The organism is Stenotrophomonas sp. 99219_Sma (assembly GCF_056480785.1).
Map to the genome: position 1 here is coordinate 2,074,188 of NZ_CM151117.1, position 25,550 is coordinate 2,099,737.

Annotated in this window: 18 protein-coding genes; 4 read left to right on the forward strand and 14 right to left on the reverse strand. The window is 66.2% G+C overall.

The features are described 5' to 3' along the window. Window positions 1-11: 11 nt before the first annotated feature. The 5 genes from rpfF to betI form a co-directional block, all read right to left on the reverse strand. Window positions 12-881 (reverse strand): diffusible signal factor synthase RpfF, encoded by an 870-nt coding sequence (rpfF, locus tag ACZK13_RS09535; RefSeq protein ID WP_012480080.1) that lies wholly within the window; start codon window positions 879-881, stop codon window positions 12-14. 199 nt (window positions 882-1,080) lie between these two features. Continuing rightward, window positions 1,081-2,757 (reverse strand): long-chain fatty acid--CoA ligase, encoded by a 1,677-nt coding sequence (locus ACZK13_RS09540; protein ID WP_049399434.1) that lies wholly within the window; start codon window positions 2,755-2,757, stop codon window positions 1,081-1,083. 222 nt (window positions 2,758-2,979) lie between these two features. After that, window positions 2,980-4,662, reverse strand: a complete 1,683-nt coding sequence (betA, locus tag ACZK13_RS09545; RefSeq protein WP_014037074.1) for a choline dehydrogenase — start codon at window positions 4,660-4,662, stop codon at window positions 2,980-2,982. Window positions 4,663-4,763: 101 nt separating this feature from the next. After that, on the reverse strand, window positions 4,764-6,236 hold the full coding sequence (gene betB, locus ACZK13_RS09550) for a betaine-aldehyde dehydrogenase (protein WP_478482487.1): 1,473 nt from the start codon (window positions 6,234-6,236) through the stop codon (window positions 4,764-4,766). A gap of 38 nt (window positions 6,237-6,274) precedes the next feature. Continuing rightward, window positions 6,275-6,865 (reverse strand): transcriptional regulator BetI, encoded by a 591-nt coding sequence (gene betI / locus ACZK13_RS09555; RefSeq protein WP_005416394.1) that lies wholly within the window; start codon window positions 6,863-6,865, stop codon window positions 6,275-6,277. A 170-nt stretch (window positions 6,866-7,035) separates the two neighbouring features. Between betI and ACZK13_RS09560 the strand changes: the two genes are divergently transcribed. After that, window positions 7,036-8,586: a BCCT family transporter gene (locus tag ACZK13_RS09560; RefSeq protein ID WP_032129837.1), complete on the forward strand. Its 1,551-nt coding sequence runs from the start codon at window positions 7,036-7,038 to the stop codon at window positions 8,584-8,586. Between the two features lie 188 nt (window positions 8,587-8,774). On the opposite strand, the gene acnA is transcribed toward ACZK13_RS09560, so the two are convergent. After that, window positions 8,775-11,528, reverse strand: coding sequence for an aconitate hydratase AcnA (gene acnA, locus ACZK13_RS09565; RefSeq protein WP_125895862.1), 2,754 nt, complete (start codon window positions 11,526-11,528; stop codon window positions 8,775-8,777). 302 nt (window positions 11,529-11,830) lie between these two features. Between acnA and ACZK13_RS09570 the strand changes: the two genes are divergently transcribed. From ACZK13_RS09570 to acnB, 3 genes are read left to right on the forward strand one after another with little or no spacing between them, the layout of a single operon-like run. Beyond that, complete coding sequence (locus ACZK13_RS09570; protein ID WP_005409505.1) at window positions 11,831-12,055, forward strand: AbrB/MazE/SpoVT family DNA-binding domain-containing protein; 225 nt, start codon at window positions 11,831-11,833, stop codon at window positions 12,053-12,055. Between the two features lie 6 nt (window positions 12,056-12,061). Beyond that, window positions 12,062-12,460, forward strand: coding sequence for a type II toxin-antitoxin system VapC family toxin (locus ACZK13_RS09575; protein WP_008267153.1), 399 nt, complete (start codon window positions 12,062-12,064; stop codon window positions 12,458-12,460). 43 nt (window positions 12,461-12,503) lie between these two features. Then, a complete protein-coding gene (acnB, locus tag ACZK13_RS09580) occupies window positions 12,504-15,095 on the forward strand; it encodes a bifunctional aconitate hydratase 2/2-methylisocitrate dehydratase (RefSeq protein WP_478482488.1) in 2,592 nt (863 codons plus the stop codon). A gap of 273 nt (window positions 15,096-15,368) precedes the next feature. Here acnB and ACZK13_RS09585 read toward each other — a convergent pair whose 3' ends face one another. From ACZK13_RS09585 to ACZK13_RS09620, 8 genes are all read right to left on the reverse strand, one after another. Continuing rightward, window positions 15,369-16,442, reverse strand: a complete 1,074-nt coding sequence (locus tag ACZK13_RS09585; RefSeq protein ID WP_153854877.1) for a protein-glutamate methylesterase/protein-glutamine glutaminase — start codon at window positions 16,440-16,442, stop codon at window positions 15,369-15,371. Continuing rightward, entirely contained in the window at window positions 16,439-17,035 is a 597-nt protein-coding gene (gene cheD, locus ACZK13_RS09590; protein ID WP_008264676.1) for a chemoreceptor glutamine deamidase CheD, read from the reverse strand. Before cheD ends, ACZK13_RS09585 begins: the two co-directional genes overlap by 4 nt. Further along, window positions 17,032-17,901 carry a CheR family methyltransferase gene (locus tag ACZK13_RS09595; protein WP_050509861.1) on the reverse strand — a complete coding sequence of 290 codons (870 nt, stop codon included), beginning with the start codon at window positions 17,899-17,901 and terminating at the stop codon, window positions 17,032-17,034. The genes cheD and ACZK13_RS09595 overlap by 4 nt, the downstream gene beginning before the upstream one ends. A gap of 37 nt (window positions 17,902-17,938) precedes the next feature. Next, window positions 17,939-20,212 carry a methyl-accepting chemotaxis protein gene (locus tag ACZK13_RS09600; protein ID WP_180837605.1) on the reverse strand — a complete coding sequence of 758 codons (2,274 nt, stop codon included), beginning with the start codon at window positions 20,210-20,212 and terminating at the stop codon, window positions 17,939-17,941. Between the two features lie 737 nt (window positions 20,213-20,949). After that, window positions 20,950-23,328, reverse strand: a complete 2,379-nt coding sequence (locus ACZK13_RS09605) for a methyl-accepting chemotaxis protein (protein ID WP_478450786.1) — start codon at window positions 23,326-23,328, stop codon at window positions 20,950-20,952. 101 nt (window positions 23,329-23,429) lie between these two features. Continuing rightward, window positions 23,430-23,813 (reverse strand): hypothetical protein, encoded by a 384-nt coding sequence (locus ACZK13_RS09610; RefSeq protein ID WP_010482470.1) that lies wholly within the window; start codon window positions 23,811-23,813, stop codon window positions 23,430-23,432. 136 nt (window positions 23,814-23,949) lie between these two features. Continuing rightward, on the reverse strand, window positions 23,950-24,441 hold the full coding sequence (locus ACZK13_RS09615) for a chemotaxis protein CheW (RefSeq protein WP_049401162.1): 492 nt from the start codon (window positions 24,439-24,441) through the stop codon (window positions 23,950-23,952). Between the two features lie 243 nt (window positions 24,442-24,684). Next, on the reverse strand, window positions 24,685-25,458 hold the full coding sequence (locus ACZK13_RS09620; protein ID WP_032129226.1) for a flagellar brake protein: 774 nt from the start codon (window positions 25,456-25,458) through the stop codon (window positions 24,685-24,687). Window positions 25,459-25,550 lie beyond the last annotated feature (92 nt).

Genomic DNA, 25,550 nt, shown 5'->3' on the forward strand with positions numbered 1-25,550 from the left:
CCGCCAGACGGTCAGGCCGGGTCGCCATTGCGCCGGGCCTGCGCCCGTACCAGCCGATCCATGGTGCGCAGGGACTTCTCGCCGAGCTGCATGGCGGTGTCCACCCAGATCTCGGTGATCCGCATCATTTCATGCAGCGGCACCATGGTGGCGATCTCGTTGACCTCACGCATCGCCGCCCACGCGTGCGGAATGCGCCGGCTTTCCTTGATCACCTGTTCGACCGCGGCAACGCCTTCGCCCACCGGCACCACGATGTCGACCAGGCCCATCTCCTTCAGCTGGCTGGCGGTGTAGAGGTTGCCTTCCAGCATGATCTTCTCGGCCAGGCGCGGGCTGATCCGCTGGCACAGGAAGGAGTAGGCGCCCATGCCAGGGAACAGGTCGAACAGCACCTCGGGCAGGCCCATCAACACGCCTTCCTCGGCGACGATGGTGTGGCAGCTCAGTGCGGCCTCGAAGCCGCCACCCAGTGCATTGCCCTGGACCAGGGCGATGCTGTGGGCACGGGTGCCCAGGCCGGCATGGAAGGCATGCACGCCGCGCACGCAGCGTTGGGCATAGTCGAGCAGGCGGGCGCGGTCGCCCTCGCGGATCAGGCGGCAGAACAGTTCGAGATCGCCACCCAGGTTGAACACGTCGCTGTCCGAGGCAAGAACGACATGGGGTGACAGAGCGTGCGAGGCGCTGAGGCGATCGCCCAGTTCGCGCTGGTAGTCGACGATGTCATCGACCAGACGCGAGGCGAAGCACGGCCGGCCCGGCTGGTTGACCAGGTTGGCGTGCATGTGGATCCAGTAGACATCCCGCTCGGGTTCTTCGGTGATACGCAGGGTAGGGTGCTGCGAGGGACGGGTGATGATGGGGCGTACTGCGGACATGGGAGTTCTCCGTGTGACCGTCCGGCCAACCGCAGAGCGGACGGAGAGGAGTGAGGGGGCGGGCTGAACGTGCGGCGGCGACTGATTCTATGCACCCGTCGTGAACCGCCCGCAAGCGCTGTACCGGCCATGTTCCGGTAATAAAAAGACCCCGCCGTCTCCGGCGGGGTCCCTGTACTCTCCCGTTGCCCGGAAACCCTTACTGGGCGGGCGTATCACGCAGCTCGCGACGGAGGATCTTGCCGACGTTGGTCTTCGGCAGCTCCTTTCGGAATTCTACGATTCTGGGGTGCTTGTAACCGGTCAGGTTTGCCCGCGCATGTTCCTTGACCATTTCCGCGGTCAGGTTCGGGTCCTTCTTCACGATCACGACCTTGACCACTTCGCCGGACTTTTCGTCCGGGACACCGACGGCGGCGACTTCCAGCACGCCCGGCATCATCGCGATGACGTCTTCGACCTCATTCGGGTACACGTTGAAGCCGGACACCAGGATCATGTCCTTCTTGCGGTCGACGATGTAGAAGAAGCCCTGTTCGTCCATCTTCGCCATGTCGCCGGTGTGCAGCCAGCCGTCCGCATCGATGGCGGTGGCGGTTTCTTCCGGACGCTGCCAGTAGCCCTTCATCACCTGCGGGCCCTTGATGCACAGCTCGCCCACTTCGCCCAGCGCCAGGATGTTGCCGTTGTCGTCCTTGATGCAGGCATCGGTGGACGGGATCGGCAGGCCGATGGCACCGTTGTACTCGGGCAGGGTGAGCGGATTGATGCAGGCCGCGGGCGAGGTCTCGGTCAGGCCATAGGCTTCGACCAGGGTCACGCCGGTGACCTTCTTCCAGCGTTCGGCCACGGCACGTTGCACCGCCATGCCGCCGCCCAGGGTGAACTTGACCGAAGAGAAGTCGATCTCGTCGAAGCCCGGGGTGTTGAGCAGGCCGTTGAACAGCGTGTTGACGCCGGTGATGGCAGTGAAGCGGGTGCCCTTGAGCTCCTTGACGAAGCCCTTCATGTCGCGTGGGTTGGTGATCAGGTGGTTGCAGCCACCGAACTTCATGAAGACCAGCCCGTTCGCGGTCAACGCGAAGATGTGGTACAGCGGCAGGGCAGTGATGATCACTTCCTTGCCCGGCTCGATGCCCGAGGTGGACAGCCACGCCGACGCCTGCTGCATGTTGGCGATCAGGTTGCGGTTGGTCAGCATCGCACCCTTGGCCACGCCGGTGGTCCCGCCGGTGTACTGCAGGAAGGCAATGTCGTCGTGGTCGATCTCGACCGCCGGAAGCGCGTGGCGGCTGCCCAGCTTGAGCGCCTGCTTGAAGCGGACGGCGCCCTTGATGTGGTAGTTGGGCACCATCTTCTTGATGTACTTCAGCACGAAGTTGACGATCGCGCCCTTGGCGCCGAGCAGGTCGCCCAGGCCGGTGGTGACCACGTGCTTGACCGGCGTATCGGCGATGACCTGTTCGACGGTGTCGCCGAAGTTGTCGACCACCACCAGGGCGCTGACGCCGGCATCAACCAGCTGGTGCTTGAGTTCGCGCGCGGTGTACAGCGGGTTGACGTTGACCACGGTCAGGCCGGCGCGCAGCACGCCGAAGGTGGCCACCGGGTACTGCAGGCAGTTGGGCATCATCAGGGCGACGCGGTCACCCTTCTTGAGCTTGAGCTCACCCAGCAGGTAGGCGGCGAACTGGGTGACCAGCGCGTCCGTCTCACCATAGGTGAGGACCTTGCCGAAGCTGGAGTAGGCGGGACGGTCGCGGAATTTCGCGACGGAAGCGTCGAAGACCGAGGCGACCGAATGGAATTCGTTGACGTCGATTTCGGCGGGAACGCCTTTCGGATAGCTCTGCAGCCAGGGACGATCCAGACTCATATTCCCCCTCCAGGAATCGTGATGTTTTAGGTTACGGCCCTGAGCGTATCGATAATGGCCGTTCATTGCAGCATACCCCGCCGTAGGGAAAACGCGAAGAGGCCCCGAGGGGCCTCTTTGCTTGGTAATGCCGGCCGCTGGCCGGCATCTGCGCTCGATCGGGATTCCGGTGGATGCCGGCCAGCGGCCGGCACTACCGCGGCCCCAAGCGGGGCGCTTGCGTCAGCCCTGCTTGCGTACCGGTGCGCCGTTGGCCTTGTAGTACGGCGCGGTGCTGCGGGCCAGCGGGGTGCGGCCACGGATCACGTCGGCCAGCTTCTCGGCCATCATGATGGTCGGCGCGTTGAGGTTGCCGGTCACCACCTGCGGCATGATCGAGGCATCGACGATGCGCAGGCCTTCCAGCCCGTGCACGCGGCCCTGGCCGTCGACCACCGCCATCGGGTCATCGGCATGGCCCATCTTGTTCGAGCACGACGGGTGGTAGGCGGTCTCGGCATGCTCGCGGACGAACGCATCGATCTGCGCATCGGTCTGCAGTGCGCTGCCCGGCGAGATCTCGCGGCCGCTGTACGGCGCCAGTGCCGGCTGCGCGAAGATCTCGCGGGTGATCCGGATCGCCGCGCGGAACTCGCGCCAGTCCTGGTCGTGCGACATGTAGTTGAACAGGATGCTCGGATGTTCGCGCGGATCCTTCGAACGCACGTGGATGCGGCCGCGGCTGGGCGAGCGCATCGAACCGACGTGCATCTGGAAGCTGTGCGCCTTGATCGGGTTGGAGCCGTTGTAATTGATCGCTACCGGCAGGAAGTGGTACTGCAGGTTCGGCCAGTCGAACTCGGCGTCGCTGCGGATGAAGCCGCCGGCTTCGAACTGGTTGCTGGCGCCGATGCCGGTGCCCAGGAACAGCCACTCGGCACCGATGGCCGGCTGGTTGTACAGCTTCAGAGCCGGGGCCAGCGAGACGGGCTTCTTGCACTCGTACTGCAGGTACATCTCCAGGTGATCCTGCAGGTTGGCGCCGACGCCCGGCAGGTGGTGCACCAGGTCGATGTCCAGGCTGCGCAGCAGGTCGGCAGGGCCGACGCCCGAGCGCTGCAGGATCTGCGGCGAGGCGATGGCGCCGCCACACAGCAGCACTTCGCGGCGGGCGGTGGCACGCTGCGGTTGGTCGTTGTGCAGCCACTGCACGCCCACCGCACGCTTGCCCGAGAACAGGATGCGGTCGGTCAGCGCGTGGGTGACGATGGTCAGGTTCGGGCGCGGCTTGGCCAGGTCCAGGTAGCCACGGGCGGTGCTGGAACGACGGCCCTTCGGGGTCACCGTGCGGTCCATCGGGCCGAAGCCTTCCTGCTGGTAGCCGTTGAGGTCGTCGGTGCGCGGGTAGCCGGCCTGCACGCCGGCCTCGACCATCGCAGCGAACAGTTCGTTGTTGCCGGCCTTGGGCGTGGTCACCCGCAGCGGGCCTTCGCCACCGTGGTAGTCGTTGGGGCCGATGTCACGGGTTTCGGCCTTGCGGAAGTACGGCAGGCAGTCCAGGTAGGTCCAGTCTTCCAGGCCCGGCATGCTGGCCCAGTTGTCGTAGTCCATCGCGTTGCCGCGGATGTAGCACATGCCGTTGATCAGCGACGAGCCACCCAGCCCCTTGCCACGGCCGCAGTCCATGCGGCGGTTGTTCATGAAGGGCTCGGGATCGGTCTTGTACGCCCAGTTGTAGCGCTTGCCCTGCAGCGGGAAGGCCAGTGCCGCCGGCATCTGGGTACGGAAGTCGAGCCGGTAGTCCGGGCCACCGGCTTCCAGCAGCAGCACGCTGACATCGGCATCTTCGGTGAGGCGGGTGGCCAGCACGTTGCCGGCCGAACCGGCGCCGATGATGATGTAGTCGTACTCGTTATGGGTGCTCATGGGTGTCTCCTGCAGGCCGGGGCGCGCTGCATGCAGGCGTCCCGGCGGAATGTCGGATCGGCACGATGGCCGGACGTGGGGCGCGCCCGGAGGCGCGCCGGTCAGAACACGCTGGCGTAGTCGCCCAGCTCCACCTGCACCGACTTGATGCGGGTGTAGTGGCCGAGGGTGGAGAGGCCGTTCTCACGGCCGACGCCGGATTCCTTGTAGCCGCCGACCGGCATTTCGGCCGGCGATTCGCCCCAGGTGTTGATCCAGCAGATGCCGGCTTCCAGGCGGTGGATGATGCGATGGGCGCGGCTGACGTCCTTGCTGACCACGCCAGCGGCGAGGCCGAAGGTGGTGTCGTTGGCACGACGCACCACTTCGTCTTCGTCGTCGTAGGCGAGGATGCTCATCACCGGCCCGAAGATCTCTTCCTTGACGATGGTCATGTCATCGCGGCAGTCGGAGAACACGGTCGGCAGCACGTAGGCGCCATTGGCCAGCGCGCCTTCGGTGGCACGGCCGCCACCGGTCAGCAGGCGGGCGCCTTCGGCCTTGCCGCTTTCGATGTAGCGCAGCACGTTTTCCATGTGCGGGAAGCTGGTCAGCGGGCCGAAGTTGGTCTCGGCGGCCATCGGGTCGCCGATGCGGATGCGCTTGACGCGCTCGACCACGGCGGCTTCGAACGCGGCCAGCATGCGGCGCGGCACGAACACGCGGGTGCCGTTGGTGCAGACCTGGCCGGAGCTGAAGAAGTTGGCCATCACCGCGATGTCGGCGGCGCGGTCGAGGTCGGCGTCATCGCAGATCACCAGCGGCGACTTGCCGCCCAGCTCCATGGTCACTTCCTTCAGCGACGAGGATGCGGCGCTGGCCATGACCTTCTTGCCGGTGGCGACGCCGCCGGTGAAGGAGATCTTCTCGATCACCGGGTGCTCGGTCAGCCACTGGCCGATCTCGCGGCCCGGGCCCTGCACGACGTTGAACACGCCGGCCGGCACACCGGCTTCGGTGTAGATCTCGGCCAGGCGGATCGCGGTCAGCGGGGTCACTTCCGACGGCTTGAACACCATCGCGTTGCCGGCGGCCAGGGCCGGGGCCGACTTCCACATGGCGATCTGGATCGGGTAGTTCCACGCGCCGATGCCGGCGACCACGCCCAGCGGCTCGCGGCGGGTGTAGAAGAAGCTCGATTCGCGCAGCGGCAGCTGGATGCCTTCGATGGCCGTGGCCAGGCCAGCGTAGTACTCGACCACGTCGGCACCGGTGACGATGTCCACGGTGGTGGTCTCGGCCAGCGCCTTGCCGGTGTCCAGGGTTTCCAGGTGGGCCAGTTCGTCGTTGCGCTCGCGCAGGATCTCGACGGCGCGGCGCAGGATGCGCGAGCGTTCCATGGCGGTCATCGCCGCCCACACCTTCTGGCCTTCGGCCGCGCTCTGCACGGCGCGTTCGACGTCGGCCTGGCTGGCGACCTGCACTTCAGCGATCACCTCGCCGGTGGCCGGGTTCACGGTCTTGAAGGTCTTGCCGCTGGTGGCATCGACGCGCTGGCCGTGGATGTAGAGCTGTTGGACGGGCAGGGTGGTCATGGGGCGTACTCCTTGGAAGGGGGCGGGTGCTGAAGCGCTTATAGCGCGACTGCCTGCAACTGGAAGTCGATGTAGCCGTAAGCGATGCGCCGGGACTTCTCGGCGTTGAACTGGCCGCCGACCAGGCTGCCGCGCAGCCACAGGCCGTCGATCATCGCGGCCAGGCCACGGGCGGCCAGGCGGGCCTGCGGGTGGGGCAGCAGGCGGTTGAACTGGTGGCACAGGTTGGAGAACAGGCGCTGGTCGTTGGCGCGCTGCAGCCGGGCCAGTTCCGGCTGGTGCATGCTGGCGGCCCAGAAGGTCAGCCAGACGCGCATCGCGGTGCCGTTGATCTGGCTGTCGTCGAAGTTGCCATCGACGATGGCGCGCAGCTGCTCGCGCGGGTCGTCACCAGCGTCGGCACGGTAGCGGGCGACCGCGTCCTTCAGTTCACGCAGGATCTGCCGCATTGCAGCATTGAGCAGGCCGTCCTTGTCGCCGAAGTAGTGGGCGACGATGCCGCTGGACAGCCCTGCTTTCTTCGCGATGGTGGCGACGGTCGCATCGGCCATGCCGATCTCGTCGATGGTCTGGAAAGTGGCCCGGATCAGCTGTTCGCGCCGTACCGGTTCCACGCCTTTCTTCGGCATTGTCTCTCCACGGATTGCGACCCGAAGGATCGGGCTGCCCGCCATTATGCTTTTTATTGATTGAACGTTCAATCAATAAACCCTAGGATGCGCTCGCGCCCCACGCCATGGGCCCGGTTTACCGGTCCGGCCCCGCCCATGTGCCCCCTCGGACTTGATGAGACGACCCCATGTCTTCCCTGGCTCATCCCAAGCGTTCGCCCCTGCGCTTGAACCGTTTTGTCTTCTTCAGCTCTTCGGTGTCGATCGGCATCCTCGGGCTGCTCACCGTTCTTTATCCCGAAAGCAGCGAGCACTGGCTGCAGTGGGCGCAGGCCGAAGTCTCGGCGGCGTTCGGCTGGTGGTACATGCTGCTGATCGTGCTGTGCCTGGGCTTCGTGCTGTGGCTGGCGTTCTCACCGTATGGCCGCATCCGCCTGGGCCACAACGAGGAATCACCGGCCTTCGGTTACGTGGCCTGGGTGTCGATGCTGTTCTCGGCCGGCATCGGCATCGCGCTGCTGTACTACGGCGCCTACGAGCCGCTGGACCACTTCCTCAATCCGCCCGGGCAGCCCGGCGGGACCGTGGCCGCCGGCCGCGAGGCGATGGTGCTGACCTTCCTGCACTGGGGCCTGCACGGCTGGGCGCTGTATGCGCTGGTGGGCGTGGCGCTGGGCTACTTCGCCTACCGCCGCGACCTGCCGCTGGCGCTGCGCTCGGCGCTGTACCCGATCTTCGGTGAGCGCATCCATGGCCGCATCGGCGACATGGTCGATGGCTTCGGCATCCTTGCCACGCTGATCTCGATGGTGACCAACCTCGGCATCGGCGCGCTGGTGGTGCAGTCCGGCCTGGTCTACCTGTTCCACATTCCGGATACGCCGCAGGTGCTGGTGGCAATCGTGCTGGTGATGATGGTGGTGGCCACCATCGGCGTGGTGGCGGGTGTGGAGAAGGGCATTGCCTGGCTCTCCAACCTCAACGTGCGCCTGCTGTGCGGCCTGCTGCTGTTCGTGCTGGTCACCGGCCCGACCCTGCACCTGTTCGATGGTCTGATCCAGAACACCGGCGATTATCTCGGCGCATTCGTGCGCAAGAGCTTCGACATGTACCTCAACGACCCGAAGGGCCGTGAGTGGATGGGCTCGTGGACGCTGTTCTACTGGGCGTGGTGGATCGCCTGGGCGCCGTTCGTCGGTCTTTTCGTGGCGCGCATCTCGCGTGGCCGCACCATCCGTGAAGTGATCATGGGCGTCCTGCTGATCCCGCTCGGCTTCACCCTGGCGTGGCTGTCGATCTTCGGCAACACGGCTATCGACCTGGTGCTCAACCACGGCCAGGCGATCCTGGGTGACGTGGCCCAGCATGATGCGGCGATGACGCTGTTCAAGCTGCTGGAGTACCTGCCCGCCGCGCCGTACGTGGCCGGTGCCGCGGTGGTGATCGGCTTCGTGCTGTTCCTGACTCCGGTCGATTCGGGCACGCTGATGATCGCCAACCTGTGCACGCGTCGCGTCGACGATGGCGTGGAGGACGGCCATGACGCGCCGATCTGGCTGCGCGTGTTCTGGGCAGCCGGCATCACCGTGGCCAGCGTCGGCCTGCTGCTGGCCGGCAACTTCAGTGCGATGCAGACCGCGGTGGTGCTGTGCGGCCTGCCGTTCTCGTTCACCCTGGCGTTCTACATGTGGGGCCTGCTGAAGGCACTGCGCACCGACCCGGACGCACCGCGCCGGTGATCGGGCACCTGGCATCTATCCCGATGCCGTCGGTGACGCAGTAGAGCCAGGCCATGCCTGGCTGCGGAGAAACAGGAAGGGCCGGATCCGCGAGGATCCGGCCCTTCTTCTTGTTGTAGAGCCGAGCCATGCTCGGCTGATGCTGTGGCAATGTAGCCGAGCGCAGGCTCGGCTCTACAGGTGACGCGTTACTTGCTGGCCAGCTGGCGCAGCACGTACTGCAGCAGGCCGCCATGGCGGAAGTACTCGACTTCCTTCGGGGTCAGCAGCATCACCGAGACTTCGAAGGTCTTCTTGGTGCCGTCGGCCTTGGTCGCGGTAACCGTGGCGCGCTTGCTGGCACCGTCCTGCAGGCCGGTGATGTCGATCACTTCCGAACCGTCCAGGCCCAGGCTCTGTGCGTTCTCGCCGTTGCGGAACTGTAGCGGCAGCACGCCCATGCCGACCAGGTTGGAGCGGTGGATGCGCTCGAAGCTCTCTGCCACGACCGCCTTCACCCCCAGCAGCAGGGTGCCCTTGGCCGCCCAGTCACGCGACGAGCCGGTGCCGTATTCCTTGCCGGCCAACACCACCAGCGGCACCTTGTCAGCCTTGTACTTCATGGCTGCATCGTAGATCGCCAGCTTTTCCGGCTGGCCGCCGCCGGCCGGGTAGTACAGGGTGTTGCCGCCTTCCTCGCCACCGAACATCAGGTTCTTGATGCGGATGTTGGCGAAGGTGCCGCGGACCATCACGTCATCGTTGCCGCGGCGGCTGCCGTAGCTGTTGAAGTCGGCCGGCTGCACGCCGCGCTCCTGCAGGAAGCGGCCTGCAGGCGAGTCCTTCTTGATGTTGCCGGCCGGGGAGATGTGGTCGGTGGTGATCGAATCACCGAACAGGCCCATCACGCGTGCACCGTGCACATCGTCGATGCTGCCGGTCTGCATGGTCATGCCATCGAAGTACGGCGGGTTCTTGATGTAGGTGGAGGCATCGCTCCACTCGTACAGGTTGCCGTCCGGCGAAGCGATGGTGTTCCAGCGGGTATCGCCCTTGAACACATCGGCGTAGTTCTGCTTGAACATCTCCGGGCCGATGGTGGCGGCGATGACGTCGCCGATTTCCTTGTTGCTCGGCCAGATGTCGCGCAGGAACACCGGCTGGCCATCGCTGCCGGTACCCAGCGGCTGGGTGGTCAGGTCGATGTCGGTGGTGCCGGCGATGGCATAGGCCACCACCAGCGGCGGGCTGGCCAGGTAGTTCATCTTCACTTCGGGGTGCACGCGGCCCTCGAAGTTGCGGTTGCCGGACAGCACCGAGGTGACCACCAGATCGCCGGTGGCGATGCCGGCGCTGACTTCGGTCGGCAGCGGGCCGGAGTTGCCGATGCAGGTGGTGCAGCCGTAGCCGACCACGTAGAAGCCGATCTTCTCCAGCTCCTTCAGTACGCCGGCCTTTTCCAGGTAATCGGTGACCACGCGCGAACCTGGGCCGAGCGAGGTCTTCACCCACGGCTGGCGGTTCAGGCCCTTGGCGGCCGCGTTGCGGGCCAACAGGCCCGCGCCGATCATCACCGCCGGGTTGGAGGTGTTGGTGCACGAGGTGATGGCCGCGATGACCACCGCGCCGTCCTTCAGGCGGACCTTGCGGCCTTCGGTTTCGATGTCGGCGTAGCCCTTGGCCAGCTGCTCGTTGCCGACCGCGGCACCGCCGCCTTCGTTGACGAACGAGGAGACATCGTCGCTGCGCTTGTCACGGTTGGTGGTCAGGCCAACCAGGGCTTCGCGGTAGTTCTTCTGCACGTCTTCCAGCAGCACACGGTCCTGCGGACGCTTCGGGCCGGCCAGCGACGGCTTCACCGTGCCCATGTCCAGTTCCAGCGTGGTGCTGTACTGCGCGTGCGGGCTGCCCGGTTCGTGCCACAGGCCCTGCGCCTTGGCATAGGCTTCAACCAGATCGATCTGCTCTTCGCTGCGGCCGGACAGGCGCAGGTAGTTCAGCGACTCGGCGTCGATCGGGAAGATGCCGCAGGTGGCGCCGTATTCCGGCGCCATGTTGCCAATGGTGGCGCGGTCGGCCAGCGGCAGGTGCTGCAGGCCGTCACCGTAGAACTCGACGAACTTGCCGACCACGCCCAGCTTGCGCAGCATCTGGGTGACGGTCAGCACCAGGTCGGTGGCGGTGGCGCCCTCGGGCAGCTTGCCGGTCAGCTTGAAGCCGACCACCTGCGGGATCAGCATCGACGACGGCTGGCCGAGCATGGCCGCCTCCGCTTCGATGCCGCCCACGCCCCAGCCCAGCACGCCGATGCCGTTGATCATCGTGGTGTGGCTGTCGGTACCGAACACGGTATCGGGGTAGGCGACCGCCTTGCCGTCCTTGTCCGCCGTCATCACCACGCGGGCCAGGTTCTCCAGGTTCACCTGGTGGACGATGCCGGTGTTCGGCGGCACTACCTTGAAGTTGTCGAAGGCCTTCTGGCCCCAGCGCAGGAAGCCGTAGCGTTCCTGGTTGCGCTGGAACTCGATCTTGCCGTTGAGGTCCAGCGCGTCCGGCTTGCCGAACACGTCGACCTGCACCGAGTGGTCGATGACCAGTTCGGAGGGAATCTGCGGGTTGATCTGCTCAGGCGAGCCGCCGAGCTTGACCACCGCGTCGCGCATCGCGGCGAGGTCGACCACGCAGGGCACGCCGGTGAAGTCCTGCAGGACCACGCGCGCCGGCATGAAGGCGATTTCGGTGTCCGGCTCGGCCGCCGGGTTCCAGCGGGCCACGGCTTCGATGTGGTCCTTGCCGACGGTGATGCCGCCGTCCTCGTGCCGGAGCAGGTTCTCCAGCAGGATCTTCATCGAGTAGGGCAGGTGGGAGATATCGAAGCGCTGGCCCAGCGTGGGCAGGCTGAAGTAGTCGTAGGTCTTGCCGCCGACGTTCAGCTGGCTGCGGGTGGAGAACGAATCGCTCATGCGGGGTAACTCCTTCTTGCGGATGGCTTGCAGTGGCCCGCGCATGGGCGGACCTGCTTGCGGTCGCCGCGGGCCTGACGGCCCCGGTGGTCCCAGTATGAACCCCAGACTGAATGGATTCATCCGGGCCGGGTTCCGGCCTGCGGCATCGGTTCCAGACTACAGGGGAAGGTGTATGGCGTATGTCACGTTTGTGGCCGATCCTTTGCGAGGCAAGGGCTGGCGGGTTGCCGGTCCTGTTCAGGGTGGAAGTATGCCCGGGGAAGTATGTATAATTTGTGCATACTCTGGAGGGCCTACCGATGGAAGCCACTGTTGCAGAACGCGGACAGATCACCCTGCCCAAGGCGGTGCGTGATGCCCTCGGCCTGACCAAGGGCACGCTGCTGAAGGTCGAGCTGGACGGCAGCCGCATCATCCTGCGCAAGAGTGTTGACGATGCCATTTCACGGGCGCGCGGCAAGTTCGCGCTGGACGGTTTCGAATCGTCCGACGCAGCGGTACGTGCGGTGCGTGACGAGGAATAAGCCGTGATGATCGCCGTCGACTCTCCGGTGCTGGTCGAGCTGCTCAGCAATGGCCCGCAGGCCGATGCCGTGGAAGCCATCCTCAGGCAGAGCCTGGTCGGTGGCCGCGTGGTGGTCTGCGGCGCGACCCTGGCCGAGGTCTGCGCATCGCTGCGTGGCGGTGCCGAGGTGCTCGAAGCGCTGGAAGAAATGGGCGTGCACTTCAACCCGATGGAAGCCAAGTCGGCGCTGCGCGCCGGCGAGATGCACCGCCGCCACCGCCAGCGCAGCGGCAGCCGCCGCAGCCTGGACGAATTCATGGTCGGCGCCCACGCACTGCTGCAGTGCGATGGCCTGATCACCTGGAACGACACGTTTTACCGCGACTACTTCAAGGGCCTGAAGCTGATCGTGCCGCAAGCCTGAGCCCATTTTGTTTTCTCAACCTACGCATTACCCGGGAGTTGTCATGTTGGAAGCCTACCGCCACCACGTCGCCGAGCGCGCTGCGCTTGGCATCCCGCCGCTGCCGCTGAGCGCGCAGCAGACGGCCGATGTCATCGAACTGCTGAAGAACCCGCCGCAGGGCGAGGCCGAGTTCCTGCTCGACCTGCTGACCCACCGCGTGCCGGCCGGCGTCGATGACGCGGCCAAGGTCAAGGCCTCGTACCTGGCGGCGATCGCCCTGGGCAGCGAGCAGAACCCGCTGATCAGCCGTGAGCGCGCCACCGAACTGCTGGGCACCATGCTCGGCGGTTACAACGTCGCCCCGCTGGTGCAGCTGCTGGACGATGCCAGCGTCGGCACCATCGCCGCCAACGGTCTGAAGAAGACCCTGCTGGTGTTCGATGCCTTCCATGACGTGCAGGAAAAGGCCAAGGCCGGCAATGCCAACGCCCAGTCCGTGCTGCAGAGCTGGGCCGACGCCGAGTGGTTCACCAGCAACCCGGAAGTGCCGCAGAGCCTGACCGTCACCGTGTTCAAGGTGCCGGGCGAAACCAACACCGACGACCTGTCGCCGGCGCCGGACGCGACCACCCGCCCGGACATCCCGATGCACGCCCTGGCGATGCTGAAGAACAAGCGCGACGACGCGCCGTTCACCCCGGAAGAAGACGGCAAGCGCGGCCCGATCCAGCAGATCCTCGACCTGAAGGACAAGGGTCACCTGGTCGCCTACGTTGGCGACGTGGTCGGCACCGGTTCCTCGCGCAAGTCGGCCACCAACAGCGTGCTGTGGTGGACCGGTGATGACATTCCGTTCATCCCGAACAAGCGCGCCGGTGGCGTCTGCCTGGGTTCGAAGATCGCCCCGATCTTCTACAACACCATGGAAGATGCCGGTGCACTGCCGATCGAGCTGGACGTGTCGAAGATGGAGCACGGCGATGTGGTCGAGCTGCGTCCGTACGAAGGCAAGGCGCTGAAGAACGGTGAAGTGATCGCCGAGTTCCAGGTCAAGTCCGAAGTGCTGTTCGACGAAGTGCGCGCCGGTGGCCGCATTCCGCTGATCATCGGCCGTGGCCTGACCGGCAAGGCACGCGAAGCGCTGGGCCTGGCCCCGACCGACCTGTTCCGCCTGCCGGTGCAGCCGGTCGATACCGGCAAGGGCTTCTCGCTGGCGCAGAAGATGGTTGGCCGCGCCTGTGGCCTGCCGGAAGGCCAGGGCATGCGCCCGGGCACCTATTGCGAACCGAAGATGACCTCGGTCGGCTCGCAGGACACCACTGGCCCGATGACCCGTGACGAGCTGAAGGACCTGGCCTGCCTGGGCTTCTCGGCCGACCTGGTGATGCAGTCGTTCTGCCACACCGCCGCTTACCCGAAGCCGGTGGACGTGAAGACCCACCACACCCTGCCGGAGTTCATCTCCACCCGTGGCGGCGTCTCGCTGCGTCCGGGCGACGGCGTGATCCACAGCTGGCTCAACCGCATGCTGCTGCCGGACACCGTCGGCACCGGTGGTGACTCGCACACCCGTTTCCCGGTGGGCATTTCGTTCCCGGCCGGTTCGGGCCTGGTTGCCTTCGCCGCTGCCACCGGCGTGATGCCGCTGGACATGCCGGAGTCGGTGCTGGTGCGCTTCAAGGGCAAGATGCAGCCGGGCGTGACCCTGCGTGACCTGGTCAACGCGATTCCGCTGTACGCGATCAAGTCGGGCCTGCTGACCGTGGCCAAGGCTGGCAAGAAGAACATCTTCTCCGGTCGCATCCTGGAAATCGAAGGCCTGCCGGAGCTGAAGGTCGAACAGGCGTTCGAACTGTCCGACGCCTCGGCCGAGCGTTCGGCGGCCGGTTGCTCGGTGCGCCTGACCAAGGAGCCGATCATCGAGTACCTCAACAGCAACATCACCCTGCTGAAGTGGATGATCGCCGAGGGTTACCAGGACCCGCGTTCGCTGCAGCGCCGTATCGAGAAGATGGAAGCGTGGCTGGCCAACCCGGAGCTGCTGGAGCCGGATGCCGACGCCGAGTACGCCGCTGTCATTGAGATCGACCTGGCCGACATCCATGAGCCGATCGTGGCCTGCCCGAACGACCCGGACGACGTGAAGACCCTGTCCGAAGTGGCCGGCGCCAAGATCGACGAAGTGTTCATCGGTTCGTGCATGACCAACATCGGTCACTTCCGTGCGGCTGCCAAGCTGCTGGAAGGCAAGCGTGACCTGCCGACCCGCCTGTGGGTGGCCCCGCCGACCAAGATGGATGCCTCGGAGCTGACCAAGGAAGGCGTGTACGGCACCTTCGGCGCCACCGGTGCACGCATGGAAATGCCGGGCTGCTCGCTGTGCATGGGCAACCAGGCGCAGATCCGCGAAGGTTCCACCGCGATGTCGACCTCGACCCGCAACTTCCCGAACCGCCTGGGCCGCAACACCAACGTGTACCTGGGTTCGGCGGAACTGGCGGCGATCTGCTCGCGTCTGGGCCGCATCCCGACCAAGGAGGAGTACATGGCGGACATCGGCGTGATCAACGCCAATGGTGCGGAGATCTACCGCTACATGAACTTCGACCAGATCGAGGAATACCAGGACGTGGCCAAGACGGTCGCCGCCTGATGCGGTAACGAAAAGCCCCCGGCTCGCGCCGGGGGTTTTTTTGTGGGCCGACGACGCATGGTAGTGCCGGCCGCTGGCCGGCAACCCGTTGAAACGAAGAAGCCCCGGTGAAAGCCAGGGTTTTTTTTGTTGCCTGATGGCCTGTAGCACCGAGTCCATGCTTGGCTGCTGTTCGCGCCATGCGCGATGAGTCGAGCGTGGCTCGACTCTACAACGGCATCCACGCATGGCGTGGATCTACTGCAAGCGGAGTCCTTGAGCCGGGGCGCGCAATCAGCCGCGCGCCAGCGCCAGCAACCGTTCCGCAATCCGTTCCAGCGGCACCTGTTCCTCGGCGGCGCCGAGCTTGAACGCGGCACCGGGCATGCCCCAGACCACACTGGTGGCCTCGTCCTGCACCAGCGTCGGTGCGCCGGCCTGACGCATTTCCAGCAGGCCGCGTGCACCGTCATCGCCCATGCCGGTGAGAATGGCACCGATGGCGTTGCCGCCAGCGTTCTGCGCGACCGAGCGGAACAGCACATCGACTGCCGGCTTGTGCCGGTTCACGGCCGGGCCGTCGTCGACCCGGCAGCGCCAGCGCGCACCGTCGCGGATGATGCGAAGGTGCTTGCCACCCGGTGGCAGGTAGGCGTGGCCCGGCAGCACGGCTTCGCCGTCGCTGGCCTCGCGCACGGCCATCGCCGAGTGCCGGTCCAGGCGTTCGGCGAAGGCGCTGCTGAAGCTGGCCGGCAGGTGCTGGGTCATCACCACGGCCGGGCCGTCGGCGGGCATGCCTTCCAGCACCACACGCAGCGCTTCGGTGCCACCGGCCGATGAGCCGATCGCGATCAGCCGGTCGGTGGTGCGGAACTGCGGTGCAGCTGGCCGCATTGCAGGAGCTGCTTCCAGCAGGAGTTTCGGAGCGGCCGCACGCACCAGCGGGCGCACCCGTGAGCGCGCCGCCATCTTGACCTTGGCGATGATCTCGTCGGCGTAGCCCTGCAGGCCGCGCGCCACGTCCAGTTTCGGCTTGGAGACGAAATCCACAGCACCCAATGCCAGTGCCTGCAGGGTGGTGTCGGCGCCGCGTTCGGTCAGCGAGGAGATCATCACCACCGGCAGCGGGTGCAGGCGCATCAGGTTTTCCAGGAACGCCAAGCCGTCCATGCGCGGCATTTCCACGTCCAGGGTGATCACGTCCGGGGCCAGGCGCTTGATCTTCTCGCGCGCCAGCAGCGGGTCGGCGGCGGTGCCGACCACGTCGATGGACGGATCGCTGGACAGGATCTCGGTGAGCATCTGGCGCACGACGGCGGAGTCGTCGACGATCAGGACCCGGCAGGGGGCGTTGCCGGTCAGGGTCATTCGAACAGCTCCACGCCACCGGTGACCGGGGCCTTGGACAGGCGTGCACGCACGGCCGATTCGGTCGCAGCCACTTCGGCTTCATGGGCATGCGGCAGACGCTGCACCACCACGCGGCCGGTATCGGCGAAGAACCAGATCTTGCGCGGATGGATGCCGCACAGGTCTTCGGCGATGATCGGAATGTGCTCGGCCTGCAGGTACTGGCGCACGAACTCGGCGTTGCGGGTGCCGACCGGATTGCTGGTGAACCCCTTGAGCACGTTGGCGCCGCCGAACACCTTGGCCTCGATGCGCTTGCGGTGCGCGCCGCGCTTGAGCATGTCGTTGATCAGCAGTTCCATCGCGTAGCTGCCGTAGCGCGCGGGTGCGCCATCGCCGGCGTTGCCTTCGGGCAGCAGGAAGTGGTTCATGCCGCCGATCTTCAGCACCGGGTCGCGCAGGCAGGCGGCCACGCAGGAGCCGAGTGTAGTGGTCAGCGCGGTGGTGTCGTCGACCACCAGGTACTGGGTCGGCAGCAGCTTGGCCGCAATGGTCTTGAAGCGCGCGTCCTGGTAACGCATCACATCATCGGTACGCAGCGATGCGTTCATGCGCCGGCCTTTGCCGCACGGCGGTACAGGGTGCGTCCGCAGGGCTGGATCAGGTCGGCGGCGTGCAGGTAGTTCTCCGAGTGGCCGGTGTAGAGCAGGCCATCGTCGGACAGGTGCTGCACCAGCCGGCCCAGGATCGCGCGCTGGGTCGGCTTGTCGAAGTAGATCATCACGTTGCGGCAGAACAGCGCATCGAACGGGCCACCGACGTCGTAGCGCGGCGCGAGCAGGTTCAGCGGACGGAACTCGATCAGCTCGCGCAGTGCCGGCAGCACGCGGCACTGGCCCTCGTTGGGGCCGCTGCCGCGCTGGAAGTAGCGGCGGCGCAGGTCCGGGTCGAGGCTGGTGACGCGGTCGATGTTGTAGACGCCACGGCCGGCCGTGGCCAGCACCTGGGTATCGACGTCGGTGGCGATGATGCGTACCGGTGGCTTCAGGGTGCCGAAGGCTTCGCAGGCGGTGATCGCCATCGAGTAGGGCTCTTCGCCGGTGGAGGCGGCGCACGACCACAGCAGCAGCGGCGTGCGGCTGGAGCGCTGCTGCAGCTCCTCGCGCAGCTTGTCGAAGTGGTGCGGCTCACGGAAGAACGAGGTCAGGTTGGTGGTCAGTGCGTTGGTGAACGCCTGCCACTCGTCACCGTCTTCCTGCTCCAGATGGTCCAGATACTGCTGGAAGCTGCGCATGCCCAGCGTGCGCAGGCGGCGCGACAGGCGGCCATAGACCATGTCGCGTTTTGCCGGGGCGAGGGCGATGCCCACGCGCTGGTAGATCAGGTCGCAGACGCGGCGGAAATCACGGTCGGCGAACTCGAATTCGCGCGGGCCGGTGACGATGGGAGTAGGACTTTGCACGGGGGACGTGTCCATCGGCAGAGGCGGCGGCCGAAGCCGCCGCGGGTGGGTCTCAGAATTCCTGCCAGTCGCTGTCGCTGGCGACGAAGGTGCTGGCGTTGCTGCTGCGGCGGACCGGTGCTGGCGTCGGAGCCGGCCGCGGACGCGCCACGGCGGCGGCAACATGCGCCGGCTCGACACGCGCGGCCACTGCCTTCATCGCGGCCGAGACCTGGTTGTCCAGGCGGAAGATCGCCACGGCGTCGGCCAGCTGGCCAGCCTGTTCTTCCATCGCACGTGCGGCGGCGGTGGCTTCTTCCACCAGCGCAGCATTCTGCTGGGTGGTTTCGTCCATCTGCACCACGGTCTGGTTGACCTGCTCGATGCCAGCCGACTGCTCCTGCGAAGCCGCGGAGATCTCGGCCATGATGTCGGTCACGCGCTGCACCGAGGCGACGATCTCGCCCATGGTGCTACCGGCCTGGTGCACAAGGCTGGAGCCTTCGGCGACCTTGCCGACCGAATCATCGATCAGGCCCTTGATCTCCTTGGCCGCGGCGGCCGAGCGCTGGGCGAGGGTACGCACTTCGCTGGCGACCACGGCGAAGCCGCGGCCCTGTTCGCCGGCACGTGCGGCTTCCACTGCGGCGTTCAGCGCCAGGATGTTGGTCTGGAAGGCGATGCCGTCGATGACCGAGATGATCTCGGCGATCTTCTTCGACGAAGCTTCGATGGCCGACATGGTGTTGACCACCTGGCCGACCACGCTGCCGCCTTGGGAAGCAACACCCTGTGCGCCGATCGCCAGCTGATTGGCCTGGCGGGCGTGCTCGGCGTTCTGGCGCACGGTGGAGGTCAGTTCCTCCATTGACGCGGCGGTTTCTTCCAGATTGGCGGCCTGCTGCTCGGTACGGCGCGACAGGTCACTGTTGCCCGAGGCGATCTCACCGGCGGCCAGGGTGATGCTGCCGGCGCTGGCCTGGATCTGGCCGACGATCTGGGTCAGCTGGGTGACGGTGGTGTTGGCGTCGTCCCGCATGCGTGCGAACACGCCCTGGTAGTCGCCGTGCATGCGCGCGGTCAGGTCGCCTTCGGCGATGGCCGACAGCAGCTGCGAGAGCTTGCCGAGGTTGTCATCGCTGACCGCCATCATCGCGTTGAGGTTTTCCAGCATCAGGCGGAAATCGTGATCGAAGCGCTGCGCGTCGCCACGGCGGCTGAAGTCGCCTGCGGCGGCGGCACTGGCCAGCTGCTTGATCTCGGCGTTGATGCGGCCGAGGTTGGCCTTGACCGTGTCGACGGTGGTGGTCATCGCGGCCTTCTCGCCGGGGTAGCGCGCGACGTCGCGGCTCAGATCGCCCACCGCGTACTGCTGCACCACGTCCAGCACATCGTGCAGGGTCTGCACGTGGCCGCCGACCAGGGCATTGGTTTCCTGCACCATCAGCCCGTACTCGCCGGGGAAGGCGCTGGCATCGATGCGGTAGCTCAGTTCGCCGCCGTCGTGGCGACGCGCCATCTCGCGCTGGCCGCTGATCACCGCGTGCAGCTGCTGCTGCATGCCCGACATGGCGTCCAGCAGGCGGCCGGTCTCGTCATGCGGCTGCGGGCCGATGTGGCTGTCCAGCTTGCCGCGGGCGATACCCTCGGCGACGGCCGTTGCCTGCTTCAGCGGTACGGCGATGCGGTTGCCGATGAGCCAGCTCAGGGCCAGCACGATCAGTACCAGCACGCCACCGGAGACGGCCATGATGGCGGTGAACACCAGTGCCTGCTTCTGCACGTCGTCCATGTAGACGCCACTGCTGACCACCCAGTTCCAGGGCGCGAACAGGCCGGCGTAAGCCACCTTCTCGACCTCGCCCTTGCTGCCGGGCTTGGCCCAGCGGTAGTTGACGAAGCCGCCACCGGCCTTGGCTGCTTCCACCTGGTCGTAGTAGATGCGCACGCCGTCGTCGGTGCGGAAGTCCTTCATGTCCTTGCCGACCAGGTCCTTGCGGAACGGGTGCATCAGCAGGCGGTAGCCGGTGTCGTAGATGTTGAAGTAGTAGGCATCGTTATCGGCGCGCATCACTTCCAGCGCCTGCAGGGCGGCGGCCTTGGCAGCGTCCTCGCTGAGCTCGCCGGTACCGGCCAGGCGATGGTAGTGCTGGAGGATGCCGTAGCTGAGTTCGACCTGGGTCTTCAGCGCGGTCTTGCGGGTCTCGGTCAGGTCGAGGTACTGCATGCGGGCGGCGATCACCGAGAGCGCGATCACGCCAAGCGCGATGAGCAGCGTCAGCAGGTTGAGCTTGCGCCGGACGGAGAGGTTGCTGAAGTAGTGTTGCCAGCGATGCATGAGATTCATCGAGCAGGACCAGGTCGAAGCGGGCGGGCGGCGCCGTGCCGGTCACAGCGGGACAAGCGGTGACAACCCCGTTATCGGCCGCGCGGGCGGGGGATTGAGGTGCGGTGTCCGAACGTATTCAGGTTTCCTTGCAGCGGCGGCTGCGGCGCTGCCTGCGGCAGGCTTTTGAAGCAACAGCAACAGCAACAGCAACAGCAACGGCGGTTGGTCGGCTCTGAATTTTCAGTGGGTGGCTGGATCGGGGTGGGCTGGCGGGACACGCCGTAAACCCGTCCTTGGGGGCTCGATGGCGCCATCCATGGCGCCAACGGTCCCGCCAGCCCACCCCGACCCAGCCCTCTCGGCATTCCTGTGACGGACGGCAAGAGCGTTGGCTTTCCAAGTGGGAAGAGGGGGCAGATCCGTTTTCCTGCGGAAAGCGAATCTGAACCCGGAAGCGGTGCTGTTGCTCTTGCTCTTCTTTCTTCAATCCGGGGTGGACGCGCACGGAAACTGTCCGTGGCCGGGAGGGTGGGCTGCGCAGGGGCGTGAGCCGCATGGATGCGGCGACCGAGCTTACATGGACGTACTTGCAGCGGCCCCTGCGCAGCCCACCCTCCCGGCCAACCCTCAGTAGCCACGCGCCTACCGCGACCACCCCGAGGGGCTTCGCCGTTGGCTGGATATCCAGATACCCCGTAAACAAAAACGCCCCAGCGCAGGGCCAGGGCGTTCTCGTACATCAGGTCAGGCAGGCATCAGAATTCCTGCCAGTCTCCATCGGCCAGTTCGGTGGCCATGGGGCGACCACCGGCGGTGCGGCGGGCCGGCGGGGCGACCGGGGCCGGTGCGGCCGGTGCGGCAGCACGCGGGACCGGGGCAGCGGCGATGCGCGGGGCAACCACGGTCTCGGCTTCATCCACCACGAAGATCGACACGGCCTCGCTGAGGTGACCGGCCTGTTCTTCCATTGCGCGTGCGGCGGCGGTGGCTTCTTCCACCAGCGCGGCGTTCTGCTGGGTGGTTTCGTCCATCTGCACCACGGTCTGGTTGACCTGCTCGATGCCAGCACTCTGTTCCTGCGAAGCCGCAGAGATCTCGGCCATGATGTCAGTCACGCGCTGCACCGAGGCGACGATCTCGCCCATGGTGGCGCCGGCCTTGTGCACCAGTGCCGAGCCGTCGTTGACCTTGCCGACCGAATCGTCGATCAGGCCCTTGATCTCCTTGGCCGCGGCGGCCGAGCGCTGGGCGAGGGTACGCACTTCGCTGGCGACCACGGCAAAGCCACGGCCCTGTTCGCCGGCGCGTGCGGCTTCCACCGCGGCGTTCAGCGCCAGGATGTTGGTCTGGAAGGCGATCCCGTCGATGACGCTGATGATCTCGGCGATCTTCTTCGACGAGGCTTCGATGGCCGACATGGTGGTGACCACCTGGCCGACGACTTCACCGCCCTGCGAGGCGACGCCATGCGCGCCGATGGCGAGCTGGTTGGCCTGGCGGGCATGCTCGGCGTTCTGGCGCACGGTGGAGGTCAGCTCCTCCATCGAGGCGGCGGTTTCTTCCAGGTTGGCGGCCTGCTGCTCGGTGCGGCGCGACAGGTCACTGTTGCCCGAGGCGATCTCGCCGGCGGCCGAGCTGATCGCGCGGCTGGACTGCTTGATGCGGGTGACGATCTCGCTCAGCTGCGCGGCGGTCGCGTTGGCGTCGTCGCGCATACGGGCGAACACGCCCTGGTAGTCGCCATGCATGCGAACGGTCAGGTCACCCTGCGACAGCGCGGCGAGCAGGCCGGAGATCTGTTCGATGCTGCCGGCGTTGGCGTCGAGCAGGCCGTTGATCTGCTGGGCCAGCTGCAGGAAGAAGCCTTCCTTGTCGCTGGAATCGATGCGGCCGGACAGGTCGCCGGCAGCAGCCTGGGCGATCACGCGGGCCACTTCGGCTTCCACCTGCGCTTCCTGGGTGCGGTCGCGCCATTCCACCACGTAGCCGACGGTGTCGCCGCCTTCATTGCGGATGGTGGAAACCACCTGGGCGAACTGGGCATCGCCGTACTGCATCGGGCGACGGGCGACGCCGTGTGCCTTCAGGTTGCCCAGCAGGGTCTGGTCCATCTCGCCGCGATGCTCCAGCACGGTGACCGGCTTGCCGATCAGCGAGGCCTGCGCGTCGAAGTCCGGCAGGTCGCGGCGCACGTCGTCCTGGTACTGGCTCAGGGTCTGCTGCAGGGCGCGATTGGTGTAGACGATGGTATTGCTGGTGTCGGTCAGGTACACGCCGGTGGAGCTGTAGTCCAGCGCGGTGCGGATGCGCAGGTTCTCGCGGGCGATGGCCTGGTCGGTTTCGGTGCGCTCGCGCAGGTCGCGCTGCATGCGCTGCATCGCCTGCATCAGTTCGCCCACTTCGTCCTGGCGGCTGACGTCGATGTGGCCATCGAGCTTGCCGCCGGCCACATCGTTGGCAACCGAGACGGCGCCGCGCACGCTGCCGACCAAGGCACGGGCAAACAGCCAGACCAGCACCAGGCCGAGTGCGGCGCCGCCCAGCAGGGCGATCACGGTCAGCACGGCCGAGGCGGAGTAGGTGGATTCGGCCTCTTCGCGCGAGGCGCGGGCGAGGCGGTTGTCTTCGGCGATCAGCGCTTCCAGCGCCGAAGCGGCCTTGCGGTGCTTGGTGCGGGTCTCGCCGACGAAGGTATCGATGGCGTCGTCCGGCAGGTCCAGTTCCAGCATCTCGGTGACGCTGTCATAGGAGGCCAGGGCGTCCTTCCATTCCTTGGCGAAGGTGTCGAACAGCTTCTTCTGCTGTGCGTTGTCGACCAGCTTCGGATAGTCCTTGATCGACTTGTCCATGCTGGTACGCAGCTCGACGGTCTGCTTGCGTGCATCAGCCTTGACGTCGTCACTGGCGCGGATCAGCTGCTGGTAGGCGGCGTTGCGGTATTCACCCAGCATGCCGCGCATCTCGCCGGCCATGCGGATGCTCTCCATGCGAGAACCCGCCAGCTCGGTGGTGACGTTGTTCAGCGAGTGCAGGCCGCGATAGGCGACGATACCCTGCAGCAGCATCACCAGCAGGAGGACACCGAAGGTCAGCAGCAGCTTCGGCATCAGTTTCAGGTTGTTGATCCACGGCATGGGCGTTGCGAGCTCCTAAGGCAGACGCGCCCGGGCATCGGGCCCGGTTGCAGCAGAAACCACGCCGGCACCAGGTCCGGCGTGGTTCGACGGACAGCGGATTACTTGATGTTTGCCAGCTTCAGGCCGGCCGGCGAGCTGACTTCGATTTCGGCGCGCGAGGCGTCGCGCTGGATCTTGCCGATCACGCAGACGGTCTTGCCTTCCAGGGTTTCCAGCGGGAAGGAGAACTTGCCGCGGTTCTCGCCAGCGATGCGGGCCGAGAAGGTGTGGCGCGGGAAGGCGCCGCCCATGTACAGGAAGGTCGGCTGGCCTTCGGAACCTTCTGCATAGCGGGCCTTCTCGACCTTGCCGCAGACCATGCCGTCCTTGCCGACCGAGCGCGGTGCCAGTTCCGGCGGGATCATGTCGGCCGACTGGGCGAACGCGGCGGAAGCAGTGGTGGCCAGGACAGCGGCCGAAACGAACGCAAGCAGGGACTTCATCGAGGTGTATCTCCGGGGATGGTGATGGTCGTTCCGGTTCTGCGCGCTCCTGCGCGACCGGCTTCTGTCCCCCTATCGGCACTGCCGGAGGGAACTGAAGGGGTTTGTGACCAGAACGTGAAGCAGGTCCGTTCGATCAGGCAGCGGCGTCTTCAACGACGCTGGCCTGGCCCATGTCGGCGCTGTCCAGCAGAGTCTCGATGTCGAGCAGGATCAGCATGCGGTCGTCCTGCGTGCCGATGCCGGAGATGAAGCGGGTATCGACGGCGGCGCCGAATTCAGGGGTCGGGCGGATCTGCTCGGCCGACAGCGGGATCACGTCCGAGACGCTGTCGACGACGATGCCGACCACGCGGTCGTCGACGTTCAGCACGATCATCACGGTGAAGGCGTCGTAGCGGGCATCGTCCAGGCGCAGCTTCAGGCGCAGGTCGATCACCGGGACGATGGTGCCGCGCAGGTTGATCACGCCCTTGATGTAGTCCGGTGCATCCGGGACCCGGGTCACCGCGTCATAGCCGCGGATTTCCTGGACCTTGAGGATGTCCACGCCGTAGTGCTCGGCACCGAGGGTGAAGCTGAGGAATTCGCCACCGGCGCTGGCGGCGGAGCTGGTCTTGTCGTTCATCGAGGGGTCCTGGTTCTGCCGGAAGTCCCGGTGTCAGGCTCGATATCGGCCCCTCGTCGGGGGACTTTAGGTGCCGGGGGAAGGCATCCACGCATGGCGTGGATCTACCGGGGAAGATGGGGGCATCCACGCATGGCGTGGATCTACACGGGAAGCGCTAGTGCCGGGCGCTGGCCGGCAACCTGGCAACAATGTGGATGCGGCCATTGCCGGCCAGCGGCCGGCACTACCGGTCGGGAGGCCTTACAGCTCGCCGTTGCGGCGCGCCTTGCGCTGGCGGTCGATGCGGAAGATGTAGCGCTGGATGGCACTGTCGGCGCCACGCGGCAGGATGTCGAAGCGCATGCCCACGCGCTTGATCTCGATGCCATTGGGTTGGCGCTGCGGCAGCAGGTTGCAGACGACCAGCTCGATCTCCAGGTCGGGGCCGTCGGGCAGCGACAGCATCGCCGGGTAGCGCTTCTGCAGGCTGAACACCGCGCAGTCGGTAGGCACGGCCACCGCCAGGCCGCCGCCACTGATGTCCACCACCCGCATCGACAGCGCTTCGGCACGGCTCTCGCCGGCGGGGATCAGCAGCTGGGGTGAATCGGTGACTGGCGTCTCCAGCCGGTACATCTCACGTCGCTGCAGATGGACCAGTTCGTCCGGCAGAGGGGCACGGAAGGCGACGTGGCCGTCGTTGTCCACACGTTGCAGTGCCTGCAGGCGGAACCGCACCAGCACGCGTTCGAGCTGGGCAAAGCACAGCAGATGGTCGGCCTGTTCGGCGGCGCGGTTGGACGCCTCCTGCGGGCTGCCATCGAGCAGCAGGGTGTCGTCGTCCTCGTCGAGCTCAAGCAGCGCGGTCGGGAACGAGCGGTCGCGGCCGTCGATATGCGCATTGATCAGTGATCGCTGGTCGATCAACGATCGCAGCAGCTGCCGCAGCTGGCGCGGATTACGGACCAGGAAACGTTCGTCAGCGGCATCAGCCGCGTGGACATCATGCACTGCAGTGTCGTTGCCGTCGGACATGGAATCTACGGTCAGGGGCGGGCGCCAGCACGCGTTGGCGCGAGGCTCGATGGGGATATCGGCCACTGTGCCCGATTATGAAGTGAGAATTG

Bases quoted from the DNA above. Each gene is read 5' to 3' on its own strand.
- betB (WP_478482487.1), bottom strand. From the start codon at position 6,236: ATGACCACCCTGCCCGTCCAACAGCTCTACATCCACGGCCAGCGCGTC.
- betI (WP_005416394.1), bottom strand. From the start codon at position 6,865: ATGCCGAAGAAAGGCGTGGAACCGGTACGGCGCGAACAGCTGATCCGG.
- ACZK13_RS09605 (WP_478450786.1), bottom strand. From the start codon at position 23,328: ATGCCGTGGATCAACAACCTGAAACTGATGCCGAAGCTGCTGCTGACC.
- betA (WP_014037074.1), bottom strand. From the start codon at position 4,662: ATGAGCACCCATAACGAGTACGACTACATCATCATCGGCGCCGGTTCG.
- ACZK13_RS09585 (WP_153854877.1), bottom strand. From the start codon at position 16,442: ATGACCCTGACCGGCAACGCCCCCTGCCGGGTCCTGATCGTCGACGAC.
- ACZK13_RS09560 (WP_032129837.1), top strand. From the start codon at position 7,036: ATGTCTTCCCTGGCTCATCCCAAGCGTTCGCCCCTGCGCTTGAACCGT.
- ACZK13_RS09540 (WP_049399434.1), bottom strand. From the start codon at position 2,757: ATGAGTCTGGATCGTCCCTGGCTGCAGAGCTATCCGAAAGGCGTTCCC.
- ACZK13_RS09595 (WP_050509861.1), bottom strand. From the start codon at position 17,901: ATGGACACGTCCCCCGTGCAAAGTCCTACTCCCATCGTCACCGGCCCG.
- ACZK13_RS09620 (WP_032129226.1), bottom strand. From the start codon at position 25,458: ATGTCCGACGGCAACGACACTGCAGTGCATGATGTCCACGCGGCTGAT.
- acnA (WP_125895862.1), bottom strand. From the start codon at position 11,528: ATGAGCGATTCGTTCTCCACCCGCAGCCAGCTGAACGTCGGCGGCAAG.
- ACZK13_RS09600 (WP_180837605.1), bottom strand. From the start codon at position 20,212: ATGAATCTCATGCATCGCTGGCAACACTACTTCAGCAACCTCTCCGTC.
- acnB (WP_478482488.1), top strand. From the start codon at position 12,504: ATGTTGGAAGCCTACCGCCACCACGTCGCCGAGCGCGCTGCGCTTGGC.
- ACZK13_RS09575 (WP_008267153.1), top strand. From the start codon at position 12,062: ATGATCGCCGTCGACTCTCCGGTGCTGGTCGAGCTGCTCAGCAATGGC.
- ACZK13_RS09610 (WP_010482470.1), bottom strand. From the start codon at position 23,813: ATGAAGTCCCTGCTTGCGTTCGTTTCGGCCGCTGTCCTGGCCACCACT.
- ACZK13_RS09570 (WP_005409505.1), top strand. From the start codon at position 11,831: ATGGAAGCCACTGTTGCAGAACGCGGACAGATCACCCTGCCCAAGGCG.
- ACZK13_RS09615 (WP_049401162.1), bottom strand. From the start codon at position 24,441: ATGAACGACAAGACCAGCTCCGCCGCCAGCGCCGGTGGCGAATTCCTC.
- rpfF (WP_012480080.1), bottom strand. From the start codon at position 881: ATGTCCGCAGTACGCCCCATCATCACCCGTCCCTCGCAGCACCCTACC.
- cheD (WP_008264676.1), bottom strand. From the start codon at position 17,035: ATGAACGCATCGCTGCGTACCGATGATGTGATGCGTTACCAGGACGCG.